This window comes from Pontibacter harenae, assembly GCF_020907245.1.
In the GTDB taxonomy this organism is placed as follows: Bacteria; Bacteroidota; Bacteroidia; order Cytophagales; family Hymenobacteraceae; genus Pontibacter; species Pontibacter harenae.
The window spans coordinates 56,574-74,723 of record NZ_JAJJWH010000018.1; the positions used below are offsets into that span (position 1 = coordinate 56,574).

An 18,150-nucleotide genomic window follows, 5' to 3' on the forward strand; every position below is an offset into this window, starting at 1 on the left:
TCCTGTATGAATTCCCTAATTATAATAAGCTTACTTTCTGATACCTAGCTCTCCAATGATTGCTCTGTATCTTTCAATATCGTTTTTCAGCAGGTAGTTAAGTAATCTTCTTCTCTTACCTACCAGTTTCAAAAGACCAAGGCGGGTGCCATAATCTTTCTTATGAACCTTCAGGTGCTCTGTAAGATCTGCGATGCGTGTTGTGAACAGCGCGATCTGAGCTTCTGATGATCCAGTGTCAGTCTTAGACTTGCTTAGGCTGTACTTTTCAAAAATTTCTTGTTTCGCTTCAGTAGTTAATTTCATTGCGTATAATAAAATATCAATCGTGTTTTATAGGTAGATACAGCTATATAAGCCGCAAAGATAAGAATAATTATCTTTAGGTTAAAATAATTTCGCCCTCAAATTTAAATCAAAGTCCTTACATCCCGCTTTTTCGGAAGCGAGATATCAACTTCTGCCAAAAGTCGACCTCTAATAAGCTTGAGTCGTTGCGTGCCTGGTACAGGAAAAACAAACCTATGGGTAACAATATCAGGTTTGCGCCCCACATACCAGCTCCTACTTCCACCAAACCTTCGCGCGCCCACTTCTCTCCTAGTATAGCCAATACATACATTACTATAAAGAAGACAATGGAAATAATAACTGGAACCCCAAGACCTCCTTTTTTGATGATGGCACCCAAAGGCGCGCCTATCAGAAACATAACGAGTATAGCGGCAGACTGCGTGTACTTTCTCCAAATTTCTATCTCGTAGTTGTTAGCATCACGAATAATTGCCTTTATCCTCTCTGCATAACCATTTGTATAACTTTTAATGTTACGCGCTTTATTGAGAGCTAAACCCATAGTTTCAGGAGTATATGCAGGAAGTTCTCGCTCTATTTCTTTACCAGCTACCTTTAAGCCATTTTTCACTTTGCTCGTGTCAGCTTTAAAGTACATGTAAAAAGGGTCCAGACTGAGCGGAAAAAGCTCCACCTCTCTATTGCTATGCCTATGTAATGAATCTGTGATCGTATTCAACTGATGCACATTCTTCATCATTTTACTGTCTGAGAAGTATTCTTCTTTCGTACGTTCAAAATTAAAAGACGCAAGGCTGATAGCAATTTTACTTTCTTTAAAATTCTGTCTCACAAACTGTTCCGAAGAACTTCTATAACTAGAGTTGCTCTGGTCTACATACGTATTTCCCTTAAAAAGCTCCAATATAAGATAGGTGTCGTTTAAAGAAGAGTACATTTTACCAGAATCTGCCAGAATAACAGTTGTATTCGCTCCTCCTTTGGTATGATCATAAATCATGATATCGCGAAGGGTTGTACCATCCTCCAGCTTTTCATTTATTTTAATGCTATACCCAGGAAGCCCATTGTAGAAAGCGCCTTCTTTAAAGTTCATGGCTGGCTTCTTCTGGCGTATGTCCCACAGCAAGCTATATGCTTTAAGGTTAGCCTTAGGAACTATTTGATTGTTGAAATAAAAAGCGCCAACACTTAGCAACACAACCAGTATAAAAACTGGGCGCAATATGCGGGGCAAAGCAATACCAGATGTTTTGATGGCGGTAAGCTCATGGTGTTCTCCCATTGTGCCGAAAGTCATGAGCGACGAAAGCAACACAGCAAGAGGGAGTGCCACTGGAGCCATATTAAGGCTAAAATAAAAAAGAAGTTCACCAAACACCTCCGCGCCCAGATCTTTACCAACTAATTCATCCAGGTACTTCAGCATATACTGCGTGAGCAATATAAACTCAACTACAGCAAACGTGAGCAAGAACGGGCCGACGAACGACTTAATAATAAGCTTATCTAATTTTTTCATGTGCGCCAATAAGGCCTTAGGTCATAATGGTTACTTTATGCTAACTGTAAACACAAAGTACCCAAAAATCGTGCAAAGATAAGCGGCTACAGAAGATTAAGTACTAACCGCCTACTTTTTCTCTCAGATTTTGCACTAGGTTGTCCCAAAGCTCTTCCAATTCTTCGTGATCCTCTTCTTCAGTATAATCTACTATTCTCAGAAAGAGTTCCTGGGTTAGTTCGCTGGACTCGATGCTAAGATCGATATAAGCAGGATCTGAAACATGAGATTTGTTGTCATCCAGAAAATTAAACCTAACAGAGCGGTTGGTACGAATACTTGTCATTTCGGCAAAATGAGAGCGGCCATCCCAAATAAAGTTGTATACCTTGTCCTCATCTATTTTTACGTCGTCGCAAAACCACTGGGCTAAACCACTGGCACTACTTAGATAAGGGTATAATAGTTTTGCCGAAGCATTGATCGGAAATTCCCGAACAAATTTGGTCTTCGTATCTCTCATCATAATTGAATGTTCTAAGTGTATGGGTAATTATACATATTATATTCTGATTTTTAAACATCTAGAAAATTAAATATTTTTTTTCTTGAAGAACTATTGTGCATTTAAAAAACATTACCCTATATTTGCACCACAATTCGGCGGGGTAGCTCAGATGGTTAGAGCGCAGGATTCATAACCCTGAGGTCGGCAGTTCGATTCTGCTCCCCGCTACATACAAAACAGAAACCCGTTGTAGGTCAATCACTTACAACGGGTTTTTTGTTTTTGCTAACTATTCGCTAACTAATCTTCAAAAATAGCCCTTGTCTTAATTAAGATTTGATGGATACCTGTTTTTAAATACTCAAGAGAATTAACCCATATAAATAAGAGTGATAACCACCTCTTATACTGGTTCATTAGCTACTAATTTAAGATAATCAACCTGAATTCCATTATATATAATAATTAAAGATTATCTCTTAATATTTACCACCAAGTGCGATAGTTTAGTTAATTTCGGCTTTACTTCCTGAGATACTAAGAATAAATCTGAGATGGAAAAGAGATTCCCGTATGGTGACCAGTTCTCACCTGATAAAATAACGTGGTCAGAACTTATTAGGATTATTGAAGCTAACAAAGGCGACAAAAAGAACCTAACTGAGGAAATAGGCAACACATACTTTAGCAGTAGTCGTGGAGCCAATAAAGGGAAGATGGCAATGAACTGTGTTCTTAGTATTAAGAGCTACGGATTAATCAACGATACAGGAAGCAGCTATAGTACAACAGATATATTTGACACTATAAAAAGCGAAGCTAATGATGCTAACAGGTATATCATATTTGCGAAACATATATTAGCTAATGTAGAAGGATTAAATCTACTTAAAGCTATTGATGCAATGCATGCTCGTGGTGAGGCTTTACAGTTAGAAGACATCAACTACGAATTAATTGATGCTGGTTATAAAATCTCAACTTCCTGCACATATGTAAGCACCATGAAAGCTTGGCTGTATAGGGCAGGTGTTTTTTCAGATAAAAGCTCATATCATATTGATTGGAGTGTTGTAAACAGTTTGTTGGGGTTAGACAAACATCTAATTGATGAACTTTACAAACTTGATAACCAGCAAAAGTATTTTTTAATGTCAATGCTTTCCTTAGGAGCAGTAAGTTTTACAACAGCAAGTGCAATAGCAAGCCATACAAGAAACATATATAAGATAAGACTAACTTCTAAATCGTTAGTAAAGGAAGTTTTAGAGCCATTAGCAGATTTAGGATTAATTGAGACTCTTAAATCAACAGGTGGTAGAGGTGCAAAATCACATCAAGTTAAATTAACTCCTAAAGGGGTTAATGAATTATTAGAGCCTCTAATAAAGCAATTATCGGAGGTAACAGGCCATACTTTATTATCCCTAAATAAACCTTTTGCTGAAGTAGTAAAAGACCTCTCCCATACTAATACTTATATTAAAGGTGAAGCATTAGAGTTATTAGCTATATGGCTTATTAGAATATTAGACCTAAAATTCACTCAATGGCGAAAAAGAGATAAAGAAACAGGTGGTGCTGAAGTTGATGTGCTTGCTGCCAGTGATAAAATAGTTTATAACAGATGGCAAATACAGTGTAAAAATACTGTTAGCCCTGTTAGCGTAGAAGTTGTTGCTAAAGAAATTGGACTAACCTTTTTAACAAAAGCAGATGTTGTTATGGTAGTTACTACCAGCAACTTTACAAGAGATGCCCACCAGTATGCAGAAGAAGTACTGAACCACTCAAGGTATTATCTGATACTACTTGATGGAAAAGATATAAAGTTGATAGAAAAAGACAATACAGCTATAATTGAGATATTAAATCAGAAAGCTAAAGCTGTATTTGCAAGGAAGGAATTGAGCAGAAGCTAATATTTTATAATACACTATTATGATTAATGAATTATTACCATTGTTTAACAATACTGAAGGGGTAAATACATTCTACGATACTGAAAAAGGTACTGCTGTTTTAGGCGATAGTTTTGAAGTAATGAGCAAAATGCAGGATAACTCTGTAAACCTAATTCTTACATCGCCACCCTTTGCATTAACAAGAAAAAAGGAATATGGCAATAAGAGTGCTGATGAATATGTAGATTGGTTTATGAACTTTGCAAGAGAGTTTTATAGAATCTTAGCTCCTGATGGTTCTTTAGTAATTGACTTAGGTGGAGCCTATCTTCCTGGGTACCCCACAAGGTCTGTTTATCAGTTTGAATTACTTGTACGAATGGTAAAAGAGCTAAACTTCTTCTTAGCTCAAGAATTCTACCATTACAATCCATCAAGATTGCCAGCACCTGCTGAATGGGTAACAGTAAGAAGAATTCGAGTAAAAGATTCTGTTAACGTGGTATGGTGGCTCTCTAAGACTGAGTTCCCAAAAGCATCAAACAGGAATGTGCTTAAGGAATATAGCGATAGCATGAAGAGCTTGTTAAAGAATGGATATAAAGCAAAGCTAAGACCAAGTGGACATGATATATCTGATAACTTTAGCAAGAACAATGAAGGTGCAATTCCTGCTAATTTGCTTGAGTTAGCAAATACCGAATCAAACTCTTCATATATGCAGCGATGCAAAGCAGCAGGTATTAAACCCCATCCAGCAAGATTCCCTAAAGGTTTCTCTGATTTCTTTATAAAGTTCTTAACTGATGAAAACGATATAGTATTTGAACCCTTTGGAGGTTCTAATACAACAGGTTCTTCAGCAGAAGAACTCAATCGTCATTGGCTATCTGTAGAGCTTAACCAAGATTATCTTGAAGGTAGTATATTTAGATTTCCTGAGTTGATTGTAGATGAAGCAGAACCTAATAATACTCAATTGGATTTAAACATTTAGGTAATTAAGCTGGCTCAAAAGGCCAGCTTTTTTATTGGTTCCAATACTAATGTTATCGCCAAATTTTAAGCAAACTCAAGTTCCAATACTACCATCATAACCTACATGTAAATGCAATAAAGCCTAATATGTATTAGTAGAACCAGCAAAAAAAACCTTAAAATATAAAGCTCAAATATCAAACCTTTTGGCACGTTTACCCCTCGGGGGGCGTATCCTTTGTTTACCCACGCCTCCTACCCCACCCCCTCATTTACGGGGAAGTACAGATATATGACCTGTACAATTTTTGGCATTGAGAATCCAATCCAAGCCCCTACATATCTACATTGTTGGAAAAAAAATTAAAAAATTTTCTACAGTTTTTAATTGTCGCTTTTAAAACATATTATTGGTATAATAGAAAAACTGTGGCTACAGTATTTATTATAAAATAATATATAACTAACCTATTTTAAAATCATAGCTCATGGTAATAGAGAGGTTAGTGCCAGTAATAAAAATTGACAATGAATATACAACAACAGGTTACCGACCATATTAATAATGAAGGTTTAGGATGCGAAAACCAATACACTATAACCCTCGACAGATTAGCAACATACTCAATAAGCAAAAACAATCACCCTCTACTTACTAAGTGCATACTTGATAGAGACTATATAAGGAAGGATGATAAATACCTAATAAACAAGAGTATAATATTACATCAAGAGTGGAATTACTTAGATAAACTTGGGCGTAAGGAAACACATTACTCACATGCATTTAACCTTTACTATGATAACTATTATGTAGCAAACCTCTTTACAGATGGCTACAGAAATAACTCTAAAGAGTATGTGAAGCTTGAATTTGTAAATAGTGTATTTTATGAGGCTGACTGGCAATATTATTATCCAAGAATACTTGATGCATTAAATCTTAACCATCATGACTTAGCAGAAGTGGAGATTGCATTTGATAGTTATAATGTGTTTGACAGGCTCCAGTATATTGTTACTAAAAGCAATAAGTTTATAAAAGAAGGCTATGACTATATGCATTTAGGTAAAGCATTTATTAGCATACATAACAATAGCTCAACTATTAATATTGGTAGCAAAAATTCCTCAGGTAAAACAATTGCAGGTTATAATAAATCTGCACATATAGAGAAGTACCCCAATCAACAGTATAAACTTGCCTATTATAAAGCCCTTGGCATGGATGTTACTAAACCAATACAGCGTATAGAGCTAAGAATGAACAATAGCTATATGTGTGATAAAAATATTGGTATAGAAGACTTAACAGCACCAGAAATACTTTGGTCAGTTTTCAGAACACATGCTGAAGAGATGCTAAGATTTAGGGCAATGAAAGTACATGAAGCTAAGAAGGATAAATATGGCAAACTGGTTTATAAAACATTTAACCTTATTAACTTTAATAATATACCGTTGATGCCATTTAGAAAGCCTCAGATAAACGATACCATCTTACCTGACCTTACACCTTATAAAATAAGAGAACGCTTCAAATCACTCTTATATATATTTATTGAGGGTGGTGCTGAAACACTAATTGAGACTATCAAAGATTTCATCTCTAACAGAAAACATAGTTTAGTTGATGCTAAATTAAGGACTATTGCTAATAGTGCTGAGGTAAATGAAACTAACAGAAATCTATACAGGAAACTTACGAAAAGCTATATTAAACAACATAAAGTAAATGCAATAACGGCTCAAATAGAGCAAAGAAGGAGAGAAATCGAGTTTAAGATATTTGATGCCCCATCACAAAAGACTATACTCTCTGTCTCTAAAATATCACAGCTATTTACTACTTCAACAAGAATAGAGCTACAATAAAATTATATTACAGTATTTATTAATATGAACAGAGTTACAAGAAAAGATAAAACAATAAGATTTAGAATAACAGAAGGGATGTATAAAGAACTAATTCAATTCAGTAAGAATAATAATAAGACTTACAGCCACCTATTACGCTCTATGGTTAAAAATATACTAACTGGTAACACAACCCCTTAACATTTGACACTTTATTTGTTATTGAGATACTGTCTAATATCAGATTGAGCTATACGCTGACCTTTAATACCCTTTAATTGAATTGGGTTAAAATAACCTAAGTTGATAAGATTATAAACTGTTTGTCTTGTCACAGCCAAAATCTTAGCAACCTCCTGAATAGTATAAAGCTGAAGATTGTCTTCGGTCTTAGTATTCTCAATAAGCCCAAGATGTTGCAATAAATAGTGACAATCAAGGGTAAAGTGAATACTCTCAGCCTCATTGAGAAAGCTTGACCTAACAACAGTTTTGATAATTCCTAAATGCCTTAGGTTTTCAATATAATCAACTGCACTACCTTTAAAATAGCCATCAAAGAAACTTGATACATACCCAAGTAACTGCGTTTCATACTGGAATTCAACGATTAGCCCTACTCTTGGGAATAGGGCTTCGTTATACTTCTGATGGTGAAATAACTTTTGCATCGTTATAGATTCCATTTATCCATTTCAGCTTCCTTAATACGATTACTATGCTCAACGTACTTTTTGAAGCTTCTATAGTCTCTGTGCCCTGTCATTGCCATTACAACATCCTGTCTGATACCAAGCTCTAACGATAATGATGCAAAAGTTCTACGTCCAGCATGGCTGCTAATAAGCTCGCACTTTTCTTTAGCTTCATCCTCGACCTTACCACCTTTTAACTTATGCATTGCCACCACCTCTGTAATGCCAGCAGCACGACAAGCATCTTTGATTGCTTCATTAAATTTTTGGTTGGAAATACTGAGGGGTGTTATATCATTTCCATGTTTCTCAAGAATTGCCTTAGAATACTTATTCAACGGAATTGATACTATCTCTTGAGTTTTACTTGCTCTATGTCTAATGTGCCCATTTACTACATGGTGTGGCTTAATGCTCAAAGCATCACTAAATCTAAGACCAGTTGAGCATAAGAAAACGAATAGGTCACGAGCATTATCAATCCTATTATTGGTTGTCTCTAAAACAAACAGAGCATCTAATTCAGATTTAGTTAAAGTTATGATTTGCGTTGAAACAGTTTTAGGTAACTGCCATTTTTTATAAGTAAGATTATCATTTAAACCTCTTTCAGTCAGGTAATTTAAGAATATCCTAAAAATTTCGGTTCGCTTATAGATAGTGTTGTTACTCTGTTTCTTTCTGCAAAATGAGCAAAATTCATCATAGAACTTAACATCTAAACTCTTAGGATATAATGTCTTCTTTGTTTCTTCCTCAAAATCAACAAGTGTATTATATAGGCCAACGATATTTTTCATACCGTTTTCTGTAAGGCTCTTACTTTTGAAAGCCTTATACTGTTCAAATAACTGTATAAGTGTTGCCTCAGGCTCTATGTTTGTTCGCTTTTCAAACTCTAACTTTATATCAGTAAGAGTAGCTCCATCTTTTTCTCTTATGACCTGCTGTACCTCAAGCTTTTTCTTGATTATAGCATTATTTATGTCACTATAGCCTGCATAACCTGCTGTCACTTCTTGTTTTCTACCCCAATATTTAGGTGGAACTTTCTCACCAGTCGGAATGCGAATGATTTCTTTCTTACCTCCTTTGGGATTAATTGAAACTTCAACATAAATAACACATAAGCCTGCTCTGTTTGGCTTAGTCTTCTGCAACATCAGTCTTACATTCATTTTTAGATATATTTAGAGTAGTGCTAACTATTTGCTAACTCAATATATGTCAATTAATGTAAAACCCAATGCTAAAACCTTAATTAAGTTCTTGATACGCAAAATTTAAACGCATTCTAAATAGGGTGTTATTCTGCTCCCCGCTACTGAAAGGCTTGCAAGTATCACTTGCAAGCCTTCTTTTTTGCCAATAAAAAAAGGAGTCAAAGACTCCTTCTCATTAGCTTTATATAGAGATTGCTTAAAAATACTCATACCTAGCCCTTGTCGCTTCCTTCATCTTCCTAAATCACTTCAGCACAAACACAAATCATGTAAAACAGGAAGGGCTTATGTTGTGGTTTTGTTGATTGTAGGTCAGGAATTTAAAGAACTTAGCCTATCCCCACAAAAGCCCACGCCCCAATTTTAAACAGGGTTCGGTTATTTATCTAAACCAGTTGCCTCCTCTTAACTCCTTATCAGTGATTAAGATTCAATACAAGTACAGGCAATGCCCCTGCTGCACCCGCAGCAAACTAGTTGCAAACACTGCCAAATGATAACTAAACCTTAGCTCTATGCTGCGCAGCTACGGTTAAACTTCCTTTGTTTATGTCTGTTCCTTCTAAGGATAGTTTTTTTTCTCTTGTTATACTTTTTGTAATTCCTTCCACCATCGGAAGAGAAAATGTTGCCTAAGTCCTTACTAATTTCTAATGCTGACATTTCTGCTGCAAAAGTCTCAGGAGCACTAGCACCTATAAGAAGTAAGGCAAAAAGAAGAGTAGCTATTTTTTTCATGATTTGATATTATTGAGATAGTTTAGGATGTATTTACTCAATAATACTAAAAACAAAATATTTAGTTACACTATTTATACAAAACTTATATTTAATTTACTTTTAAAGCTACTTAAGAAATTTCAGTTGACCACCATTTATTTTAAACAACTAATATACAACTTGTTAAGACATATTATTTTTAAGCAAACTTTGTAACAATTATAGCAAAAGGAATCTATAAAATAAGCACCCGAACTGCTTATGAAGTTAATTAACACAAAAATCTACAACTATATAAATATTAAATATTGCTTTAAATCTAAAATCACTTTTGAAAAGATCTTTTAAAGACATACCACAAAAGCAAAAATATTAGAATATATATATAATATACGCCATCTGGAAACAGCCAAAACTACTCTAGATTATGCTGCATAAGCTTTTGCTTAAGCTAAGCCCATACTCTTTAAAAGTGAGTGCAGCCCGTCTGTTACTGCTACATAAGCAGTAACAGACGGGCTGCTAATCGACACACCTTCGAGTATAGGCAAGATTATTTACCCCTTTTGTACAGGAGACAGAGGCGCTTTTTGATGATAGGTTAAGTAAAATTATCTTCTGTCAGCACCTTGGGATGTTTACATTACGAAATACGGGTTAGGAGCCACAGAGCATCACCTCGTAGCAAAGTTCTGGCTAACGAAGGATTGACCCTATACTTTGTAAGATGATGAAAATGTTATTAATGTCTGTCCCTAAAGTGAAGTCGGAACGTGGTGCCAACATCAACTATACTCTCTACGCATATTTCCCCGCCCAATGACTCTACCTGGGTTTTAACAAGAAATAAGCCCAAGCCTTTACCTTTTATACCTTGGTGAAATCTTTTATAGAGCTGAAATAGATGAGAGCTAGCTTTCTCCATATCCATTCCCAACCCATTGTCGCTTATTTCTAATCTGCACTCTGCTGGGGTATTTATAAGCTTTACCTGAACCTGTAAGGGCCTAGCTGGTGACTTAAACTTAACACAGTTTGTGATCAGGTTAAGCAGTATGCCATACAGATAGGTCCTGTTGGTATAAAGCTTTTCTTCACCAGTCACAGAAAATGTTAGATCTTGCCCTATGGTTGTATGCAGCGGAGTAATGGTTCCAAGCACCTCTTTCAAAACTCCTTCAACTAAAACAGGCTCACGGGCAATTATACTTTGCGAGGGGGCTGGGGTATATGCCAACATGGTATTAAGATCTCTGAGCGTAGAGTCTAATTGCAATGTAGAGCGACTAATATGCTCAACTACCGTTTTAAATGCTTCGGAACCAGAGTCTAGCTTTTTAACCAGACTAGTAAGGCCAATAAGGTTTGCTACAGGAGCTCTTAAATTATGTGAGGTAATATATGTAAACTGCTGGAGGTTACGGTTTTGGATGTGCAAATCATCCTTTAACTGTATCAAGTCAGCCTCGACTTTTTTTCTGTCGGTAATATCAGTCAGGATAATCACAAACCTGACTAGCTTATCAGTTTCATCAAATACAGGAGAAACATCAAATTTAAACCATACCTCCTCCCCTGTATTTTTGTAATGCAGCAGTTCCCCAGAAAACGGCTTCCCTTCCGCAATACAGGAATTGAATGCATCTACAGTGTTTACATCTGTTCTTTTGCCATGCAAGACTTTCAAAGGATTCAATCCTTGTAATTCATAGAGGCTGTATCCTATAAGCCTGGATAAGCCTTCATTTGCCCATTCTACATCTCCTGTAGCACCCGTAATTATAATACCGTTTGTTGCTTTGCTGGCTACTAACGATAGCTTCTCTATTTCCTTTTCAGCCCTCTTTTCTAAAGTAACATCTCTAAAATAAATGGCCAAGCCGTCAGCTGAAGGGTAGAGTGTAAAATTAAATGTCTGGTTTAGATTTGGTAAATACTCATCAAATGTTGCCCCGACTCCGTCACACATTGCTGCTTCACACTGTCTGAGAAGCAATGTATGATGTAAATCAGGAAACTTCTCACAAATAAGCTGACCAAGTAACTCTGGAGTTGGCAGCCCTAAGAAATCAGAAAAAACAGAGTTAACATATGTTATTCTCCATTCTTTGTTTATAGAGAAAAAAGCCTCAGAAATACTTCCTAGAACATTATCTAGCTTTTGAGCCTGCTGCTTGATTAACTCATCTGCCTGCTGCACAAAAGTGATATCTTTTGCTATTCCATGCACCCCGTGCACCAGACCATGAAGCATAACAGGGAAAATAGTTAAAGCCAAATCTTTAACCACACCATCTTTGGCTGTTATTTTCAGCTTGATGTTTTCTGCCTCACCTGTAAGTGCTTTCTGAAAAGTAGCTAAAGCCAAAGCCTTATAAACATCATTTACAAAAAAGCTAAAGTGTGTCCCAACTACCTCTTCTTCAGTATAGCCTGTTACCTCTAATGTACCTGGGTTAATGGTAAGAAAACAACCTTCCAAATCGAGTGTAAATACTGCGTCAGGGTTGTTTTGAAAGTGTGACTTATAAATGGCCTGAGATTCTTCAGAAACTCTCTGCCGCTTCACTTTTTCAGTCACATCTCTGCAGTTTACTACTATACCATTTACATGCTCATTACCCAGCAAATTAGTCACTACACAGTCTAACCAGCGCCAACCTCCATCTTTTGCCTGAAAACGTATGTAAGACATCTTCAAATCTTTCCCCCTGAGCACCTCTTCAAAAGTCGCAAGGGTGTAGGCCAGTTCCTCAGAATGAACTAAGCTGAACACACTCTTACCAACAAGATTTTCGGGTTTGTAACCAAGTATAAACTCTGTTGAATCACTTGAATAAGTATAGACACCACTTTGGTCAAAAATGGCAACCATATCGGAGCTGTTTTTGACGATGGCTTTGTAGAAGTCGGGAGTCATTTATTTAATTAAGTTTGCGCCACCTTGGTAGGCACCTGTACTCGATAACATCAGACAGTTCAAATTACAAATTGTGTATTAATACTGAGCAATATATTTGTAATAGCGATACTTATACCGACAGAATCATCTAAAATGTCTTTAAATTATAAGATAAAGCCTATAAAACTTCTTGACGAGCAGAAAAAAATCAGATGCTCATAGTATAACTTCCATAACTGAGTGAAAGCCAAATAAATTGGATGTTATAACTTTTATCTGCAAATTATAGTTCAGATTAAAAGTGCGAAACTTAGTTTTTTGAACAAATGAGACTAAAGAAACTGTTAAAGCCACAGAATACTGTAAATCTTTTAGCTAATTATGTAACACTACAAGCACATTCCTGTTTACCTTTGTAGTACGCATAAAATTTTTATGAAATTATTCCGTCAGTTCATACTGCTTGCTTTCACACTGCTGCTGCTCCTTTCTTCAACGGGCGTATCAGTAGGTATGCATTTGTGTGGCGGAGAACTTCGCGATCTAAGTCTTTTTGGTGAGGCTACTGATTGCCCCATGGAGCAGCAGAAAAAAGAAAAGCTGCCTCCTTGTCACACTCCTAAAGAGCAGCAAGCCCCTGCTGACGACTGCTGCCAAGACCATGAGTTCGTGGTAGAGCGTTTGGATGTTGCTTCTGACACCAAAGCGCTTATCATAAACAAAACGCTTGACCTCAAGTTTATAGCTGCTGTAAAAGTAGTTGTACTACAACTTTTCTCTCCAGAGGAAGTTATTGCTCCTTCTTTCACTAGCTACACTTCTCCCCCGCTTGCCCGAAACATACCTGTTTTGGTGCAGTCATTCCTTCTATAGCCTTTTAAGTTAACAGGTGTCACGTTTCCTGCCGTTGCAGGTATAAGGTTATGCTCTAGCATAAGCCTCAGACACCATTCTGCTTTTCTTTAAAGCTGACTTTGTTTACATTTCAAGGCTATTCATTCATTTTCATGATAGAGAAGTTAATTTCCTTTTCGCTCCGAAACCGTTTTATGGTGCTGCTCATTGCGGCGTTCCTGTTCGGCTGGGGCGTATATTCGGTACAGAACAACAAGGTTGATGCCATTCCTGACCTTTCAGAAAACCAGGTAATTGTATTTACGGAGTGGATGGGCCGCAGTCCGCAATTGGTAGAAGACCAGATTACTTATCCGTTGGTAACTAACCTGCAGGGACTGCCGCAGGTGAAATATGTACGCGGCACCTCTATGTTTGGCATGAGCTTTATCTATGTCATTTTTGAGGAAGAAACAGACGTTTACTGGGCACGCGAACGAGTGCTGGAGCGGCTAAGCAGTGCCAACAACTTGCTGCCAGATGGCGTTGCACCTAACCTTGGCCCTGATGGCACAGGTGTCGGACATATACTATGGTATACGCTGGATGCTCCTGGCATGGACTTGGGCGAGCAACGCGCGCTACAGGATTGGTATGTAAAGTTTGCCCTTCAGAATGTGAAAGGGGTAAGTGAAGTAGCTTCTTACGGTGGCTTTCAGAAACAGTATCAGCTTACCTTAGATCCAAACAAACTCACCTACTACAACCTATCTGTACCACAGGTTATACAAGCCGTACGGGCAAACAACAACGAGGCAGGCGGACGCAAATTCGAACTGAGCGACATCGGCTACATTATCAAAACCACAGGATACCTTCAATCTGCAGAAGAGATTGAAAACATTGCCGTCACCACTCAAAACACCATTCCTGTACGGGTTAGGGATGTAGCATCGGTGCAAATGACAGGAGAAAGCCGCTTGGGAATATTTGACCTGAACGGCACTGGCGAAGCAGTAGGTGGCATTGTGGTGATGCGCTATGGCGAAAATGCCGCTGAAGTAATTGAAAACGTGAAGGAGAAGATGGAAGAAGTCGCCATAGGATTACCCAAAGGAGTCAAGTTCAACATCGTTTACGACCGTAGCGGCCTTATAAACGAATCCGTAGCCTCTGTTCGAAACACTTTGATAGAAGAGATGATTGTGGCTTCCGTCATTGTGTTTCTTTTCCTGTTCCACTGGCGAAGCGCTCTGGTGATCATGATTCAGTTACCGCTCTCTGTCTCGATAGGGTTTATCCTCCTAAACGCCTTCGACATTTCCTCCAACATTATGTCTCTTACAGGTATAGCCCTTTCTGTAGGTGTGATTGTGGATGATGCGATTGTGATGGTAGAGAATGCCTACAGGCATTTAGCGGATGCAGAAGATGGTCATTTAAGTGAAGAAGAAATCTAAGAAGCTCATGAAATTGACACAAGAACAAAGAATCAGCATCATCGAAAAAGCCTCCAAACAGGTTGGCCCCAGTGTATTCTGGAGTACGGTGATTGTAATAACTTCTTTCCTGCCAGTTTTTTTGCTTACGGGGCAGGAAGGAAAATTATTTAGCCCGCTGGCCTGGACGAAGACCTTTATTTTAATTGTAGATGCTGTTGTGGCCATTACACTCACTCCTGTGCTTATTTCTTTTTTTATGAAAGGAAAGCTAAAAAGCGACAGAGGCAATCCTATCAACAGAGGATTGGAGCGGGTATATGGGCCAGTGCTGAAATGGTGCCTGAAGTGGCGGAAAACTACGATTGGTATTAATATACTGGCGCTACTGGTTGCAATCCCCATGTTATTCAGCCTCGGCACAGAATTTATGCCGCCACTAAACGAAGGCTCCATTTTATTTATGCCTGTTACGCTGCCTGATATCTCTAACGCTGAGGCAAAGCGCATACTGCAGGTGCAGGATAAGATTATTAAATCAGTACCAGAAGTGCAAACTGTGCTCGGAAAAGCAGGACGTGCGAGTACCGCTACCGACAACTCTCCTATCAGCATGATAGAAACGATTATTATGCTGAAGCCGCAATCTGAATGGCGTGCAGGAATGACGAAAGAGAAGATTATTCAGGAACTGGATGCTAAGCTGCAGATTCCTGGTGTGGTAAATGGCTGGACGCAACCCATCATCAATCGCATCAATATGCTGGCCACAGGTATACGCACCGATGTGGGAGTGAAAGTGTATGGCCAAAACCTAGATTCTATCGCAGCTGTGTCGGAAAGGGTACGCACGGCTCTGAATGATGTGCCTGGTGTAAAAGACCTTTATGTAGACCCAGTTACGGGCGGTAAATACCTGGAGATCGACATCAACCGCGAAGCCTTAGGCCGCTATGATTTAACTGTGGATGATGTAAACATGATTGTAGAATCAGCTTTGGGTGGTACACCAATAGGTAATACCATCGAAGGCCGTCAGCGTTTTTCAATAAATGTACGCCTGGCCCAGGAGTATCGCAATAGCGTAGAACGAATTCAGCGCATCCAGATACAGACAGCTACGGCTGGAACGGTTCCTTTGTCTTCTGTCGCTACCATCCGCTTTACAGATGGTCCTCCCATGATCAACTCCGAAAATGCGCAGCTGCGTGGAGCAGTTTTGTTTAACGTGCGCGACCGAGATTTAGGAAGCACCGTGCAGGAAGCTATAGCAAAGATAAACAACGAAGTAACTGGCATACCAGAAGGTTATTACCTGGAGTGGAGTGGCCAATGGGAAAACCAGGTGCGGGCAAACCAAACGCTGCAAATCATTATTCCGCTGGTACTAGTTATCATCCTATTCATTTTATACTTCTCTTTCAAATCGATGAAAGAAGCTTTGATCAACCTTATTACCATTCCTTTTGCTTTGGTTGGCGGCGTGTTCATTGTCTACTTCTATGGCGTAAACCTGTCAGTTGCTGTAGCGGTCGGCTTTATAGCGCTCTTTGGATTGGCCATAGAAACTGCCATGGTGATGGTGGTGTACCTGAATGAGGCCATGAAAAACCTGGTAGACCTGAAAGGCAATAGCAGCGAAACCATCACGAAGCAAGACATTCGAGATTATGTATTTATGGGAGCCGCAAAGCGCCTTCGTCCTAAAATCATGACCGTTTCGGTGGCTCTTTTCGGACTGATACCTGTACTATGGGCCACAGGAGTTGGCTCTGACGTAATGCTGCCCATCGTGCTGCCCATGATCGGTGGTGTGTTTACCTCCTCCATACATATTCTGCTGGTAACACCAGTAGTGTTCGAAATGACGAAAGAGTACGAATTGAAGAAACACGGCAAAATTGATATTTATGATGTTAAGCACTAAAAAATATCTTTTAGATAATTTCTCCTTTAAGCTGCCTGCAAAAAGGTCTAAGCCAAGAGTATCAGTCTTGTTAGCGCTGTTGCTGTTTGCTCTGTTGCCTTCAACTGTCTCGGCTCAAAATGTGCTGCCACTGGACAGCGTGCTCCTCAGAATCAGCAATAACAACCCGATGTTGCAGGAGTACGGCTTAAGAGCAAAAGCACAAGAGGCCTATGCCGAGGGGGCTACAGGTTGGATGGCTCCGATGGTGGGAGGCGGCGTTTTCATGTATCCTTACCCAGGGCAGAGGGCAACAGAAGGCCAAAACGCGGGTATGCTGATGCTATCTGCTGAACAGGCTATACCAAACCCAGCAAAGCAACGGGCAAGACAAAACTATGTCCGCTCACAGGCTGCAGTAGAAAATGCAGGCAGAGAAGTTGCCTACAACGACTTAAAGGCACAAGCAAAATCAGCCTACTATAGTTGGGTTGTACTGGAGAAAAAGTTAAATGTATTACAGGAAAGTGGACGGATTATGGAGTTTATGCTAAAGCTGGCAAAAATCCGCTACCCATACAGCCAGGCGAAGTTAGGCAGTCTTTATAAAGCAGAAGCCAGGCAACAGGAGGTGGAAAATATGAAGCTGATGGTAAAAAACGAAATTGAACAACAGAATATCCGCCTGAACATGCTGATGAACTTACCTCAAGAACAAAGATTTATGATTGATACGCTTGTAGCTATACCGCAACCTCTTATTGTTTCGGCAGATACAGCTTACCTGAATAGCAACAGAAGCGACTTACACCGAATAGACAGAACTATTGAGGCAATGCAGCTGAACTTACAGTTGGAGCAGTTAGAACGCAAGCCCGATTTCCGCATCCGTTTCGATCACATGACACCACGCGACAACATGATGCCACAACAGTTTTCGGCCATGGGCATGGTTTCTATACCTATTGCTCCATGGTCATCAAAAATGTACAGGGCTAACACCAGAGGCATGAATTTAGAGATTGAAGCGATGGAGCGAGAAAGAGAAGCAGTACTAGTGGAGGCCCAGGCTATGGTTCAAAGCATGGCACAGGAACTGAACACAATGCACCACCACGTACTTAGTTACCAGCAAAAGATTATTCCTGCACTACGAAAAAACTATGATGTGACGATGCTGGCTTACGAGCAAAATACAGCAGAACTACCCGAAGTGCTTGATGCCTGGGAAGCACTGAATATGGCACAGCTAGAATACCTAAACAACCTGCAGCAGCTCTACCTCCTGGCTGTGGCTTACGAAAAGGAGATAGAGAGATAAAACTTGAATAATTGAATAACTGGGTTTAGCCCACAGATTCCCTC

General features: G+C 38.8%; 14 protein-coding genes and 1 tRNA gene. 8 read left to right on the forward strand and 7 right to left on the reverse strand.

Going from position 1 to position 18,150, the window contains the following annotated elements:
* Positions 1 to 30: 30 nt before the first annotated feature.
* The 3 genes from rpsO to LN893_RS11225 form a co-directional block, all read right to left on the reverse strand.
* Complete coding sequence (gene rpsO / locus LN893_RS11215; protein ID WP_229969953.1) at positions 31 to 306, reverse strand: 30S ribosomal protein S15; 276 nt, start codon at positions 304 to 306, stop codon at positions 31 to 33.
* 118 nt (positions 307 to 424) lie between these two features.
* Positions 425 to 1,837 (reverse strand): LptF/LptG family permease, encoded by a 1,413-nt coding sequence (locus LN893_RS11220; RefSeq protein ID WP_229969955.1) that lies wholly within the window; start codon positions 1,835 to 1,837, stop codon positions 425 to 427.
* 103 nt (positions 1,838 to 1,940) lie between these two features.
* The gene (locus tag LN893_RS11225) at positions 1,941 to 2,345 is read right to left on the reverse strand and encodes an START-like domain-containing protein (RefSeq protein WP_255709991.1); all 405 of its coding nucleotides are present in this window, start codon (positions 2,343 to 2,345) and stop codon (positions 1,941 to 1,943) included.
* Between the two features lie 136 nt (positions 2,346 to 2,481).
* Between LN893_RS11225 and LN893_RS11230 the strand changes: the two genes are divergently transcribed.
* From LN893_RS11230 to LN893_RS11245, 4 genes are all read left to right on the forward strand, one after another.
* A tRNA-Met gene (locus LN893_RS11230) sits at positions 2,482 to 2,555 on the forward strand.
* A 326-nt stretch (positions 2,556 to 2,881) separates the two neighbouring features.
* Positions 2,882 to 4,249 (forward strand): restriction endonuclease, encoded by a 1,368-nt coding sequence (locus LN893_RS11235; protein ID WP_229969957.1) that lies wholly within the window; start codon positions 2,882 to 2,884, stop codon positions 4,247 to 4,249.
* Between the two features lie 19 nt (positions 4,250 to 4,268).
* Complete coding sequence (locus tag LN893_RS11240; protein ID WP_229969959.1) at positions 4,269 to 5,228, forward strand: DNA-methyltransferase; 960 nt, start codon at positions 4,269 to 4,271, stop codon at positions 5,226 to 5,228.
* Between the two features lie 509 nt (positions 5,229 to 5,737).
* Positions 5,738 to 7,084: a hypothetical protein gene (locus tag LN893_RS11245; RefSeq protein ID WP_229969961.1), complete on the forward strand. Its 1,347-nt coding sequence runs from the start codon at positions 5,738 to 5,740 to the stop codon at positions 7,082 to 7,084.
* A 194-nt stretch (positions 7,085 to 7,278) separates the two neighbouring features.
* Here the strand turns inward: LN893_RS11245 and LN893_RS11250 are convergent, their stop codons facing one another.
* From LN893_RS11250 to LN893_RS11265, 4 genes are all read right to left on the reverse strand, one after another.
* Positions 7,279 to 7,737 carry a helix-turn-helix domain-containing protein gene (locus tag LN893_RS11250; RefSeq protein ID WP_229969963.1) on the reverse strand — a complete coding sequence of 153 codons (459 nt, stop codon included), beginning with the start codon at positions 7,735 to 7,737 and terminating at the stop codon, positions 7,279 to 7,281.
* Positions 7,738 to 7,739: 2 nt separating this feature from the next.
* Positions 7,740 to 8,939 carry a tyrosine-type recombinase/integrase gene (locus LN893_RS11255; RefSeq protein ID WP_229969964.1) on the reverse strand — a complete coding sequence of 400 codons (1,200 nt, stop codon included), beginning with the start codon at positions 8,937 to 8,939 and terminating at the stop codon, positions 7,740 to 7,742.
* A 558-nt stretch (positions 8,940 to 9,497) separates the two neighbouring features.
* Complete coding sequence (locus LN893_RS11260; protein WP_229969965.1) at positions 9,498 to 9,722, reverse strand: hypothetical protein; 225 nt, start codon at positions 9,720 to 9,722, stop codon at positions 9,498 to 9,500.
* A gap of 724 nt (positions 9,723 to 10,446) precedes the next feature.
* Positions 10,447 to 12,624: a PAS domain-containing sensor histidine kinase gene (locus tag LN893_RS11265; protein WP_229969967.1), complete on the reverse strand. Its 2,178-nt coding sequence runs from the start codon at positions 12,622 to 12,624 to the stop codon at positions 10,447 to 10,449.
* A 417-nt stretch (positions 12,625 to 13,041) separates the two neighbouring features.
* Here LN893_RS11265 and LN893_RS11270 point away from each other — a divergent pair, with 417 nt between their 5' ends.
* From LN893_RS11270 to LN893_RS11280, 4 genes are all read left to right on the forward strand, one after another.
* Positions 13,042 to 13,479, forward strand: coding sequence for an HYC_CC_PP family protein (locus tag LN893_RS11270; protein WP_229969969.1), 438 nt, complete (start codon positions 13,042 to 13,044; stop codon positions 13,477 to 13,479).
* A gap of 134 nt (positions 13,480 to 13,613) precedes the next feature.
* Positions 13,614 to 14,900: an efflux RND transporter permease subunit gene (locus LN893_RS20545; RefSeq protein ID WP_255709993.1), complete on the forward strand. Its 1,287-nt coding sequence runs from the start codon at positions 13,614 to 13,616 to the stop codon at positions 14,898 to 14,900.
* A 7-nt stretch (positions 14,901 to 14,907) separates the two neighbouring features.
* Positions 14,908 to 16,806: an efflux RND transporter permease subunit gene (locus LN893_RS20550; RefSeq protein ID WP_255709995.1), complete on the forward strand. Its 1,899-nt coding sequence runs from the start codon at positions 14,908 to 14,910 to the stop codon at positions 16,804 to 16,806.
* Positions 16,790 to 18,106, forward strand: coding sequence for a TolC family protein (locus LN893_RS11280; protein ID WP_229969971.1), 1,317 nt, complete (start codon positions 16,790 to 16,792; stop codon positions 18,104 to 18,106). The genes LN893_RS20550 and LN893_RS11280 overlap by 17 nt, the downstream gene beginning before the upstream one ends.
* Positions 18,107 to 18,150 lie beyond the last annotated feature (44 nt).

What these genes read in the sequence shown, in the direction of transcription:
- LN893_RS11260 (WP_229969965.1), bottom strand. Translation starts at nt 9,722, where the DNA reads ATGAAAAAAATAGCTACTCTTCTTTTTGCCTTACTTCTTATAGGTGCT.
- LN893_RS11280 (WP_229969971.1), top strand. Translation starts at nt 16,790, where the DNA reads ATGATGTTAAGCACTAAAAAATATCTTTTAGATAATTTCTCCTTTAAG.
- LN893_RS11265 (WP_229969967.1), bottom strand. Translation starts at nt 12,624, where the DNA reads ATGACTCCCGACTTCTACAAAGCCATCGTCAAAAACAGCTCCGATATG.
- LN893_RS20545 (WP_255709993.1), top strand. Translation starts at nt 13,614, where the DNA reads ATGATAGAGAAGTTAATTTCCTTTTCGCTCCGAAACCGTTTTATGGTG.
- LN893_RS11220 (WP_229969955.1), bottom strand. Translation starts at nt 1,837, where the DNA reads ATGAAAAAATTAGATAAGCTTATTATTAAGTCGTTCGTCGGCCCGTTC.
- LN893_RS11250 (WP_229969963.1), bottom strand. Translation starts at nt 7,737, where the DNA reads ATGCAAAAGTTATTTCACCATCAGAAGTATAACGAAGCCCTATTCCCA.
- LN893_RS11245 (WP_229969961.1), top strand. Translation starts at nt 5,738, where the DNA reads ATGAATATACAACAACAGGTTACCGACCATATTAATAATGAAGGTTTA.
- LN893_RS20550 (WP_255709995.1), top strand. Translation starts at nt 14,908, where the DNA reads ATGAAATTGACACAAGAACAAAGAATCAGCATCATCGAAAAAGCCTCC.
- LN893_RS11255 (WP_229969964.1), bottom strand. Translation starts at nt 8,939, where the DNA reads ATGAATGTAAGACTGATGTTGCAGAAGACTAAGCCAAACAGAGCAGGC.
- rpsO (WP_229969953.1), bottom strand. Translation starts at nt 306, where the DNA reads ATGAAATTAACTACTGAAGCGAAACAAGAAATTTTTGAAAAGTACAGC.
- LN893_RS11240 (WP_229969959.1), top strand. Translation starts at nt 4,269, where the DNA reads ATGATTAATGAATTATTACCATTGTTTAACAATACTGAAGGGGTAAAT.
- LN893_RS11225 (WP_255709991.1), bottom strand. Translation starts at nt 2,345, where the DNA reads ATGATGAGAGATACGAAGACCAAATTTGTTCGGGAATTTCCGATCAAT.
- LN893_RS11235 (WP_229969957.1), top strand. Translation starts at nt 2,882, where the DNA reads ATGGAAAAGAGATTCCCGTATGGTGACCAGTTCTCACCTGATAAAATA.
- LN893_RS11270 (WP_229969969.1), top strand. Translation starts at nt 13,042, where the DNA reads ATGAAATTATTCCGTCAGTTCATACTGCTTGCTTTCACACTGCTGCTG.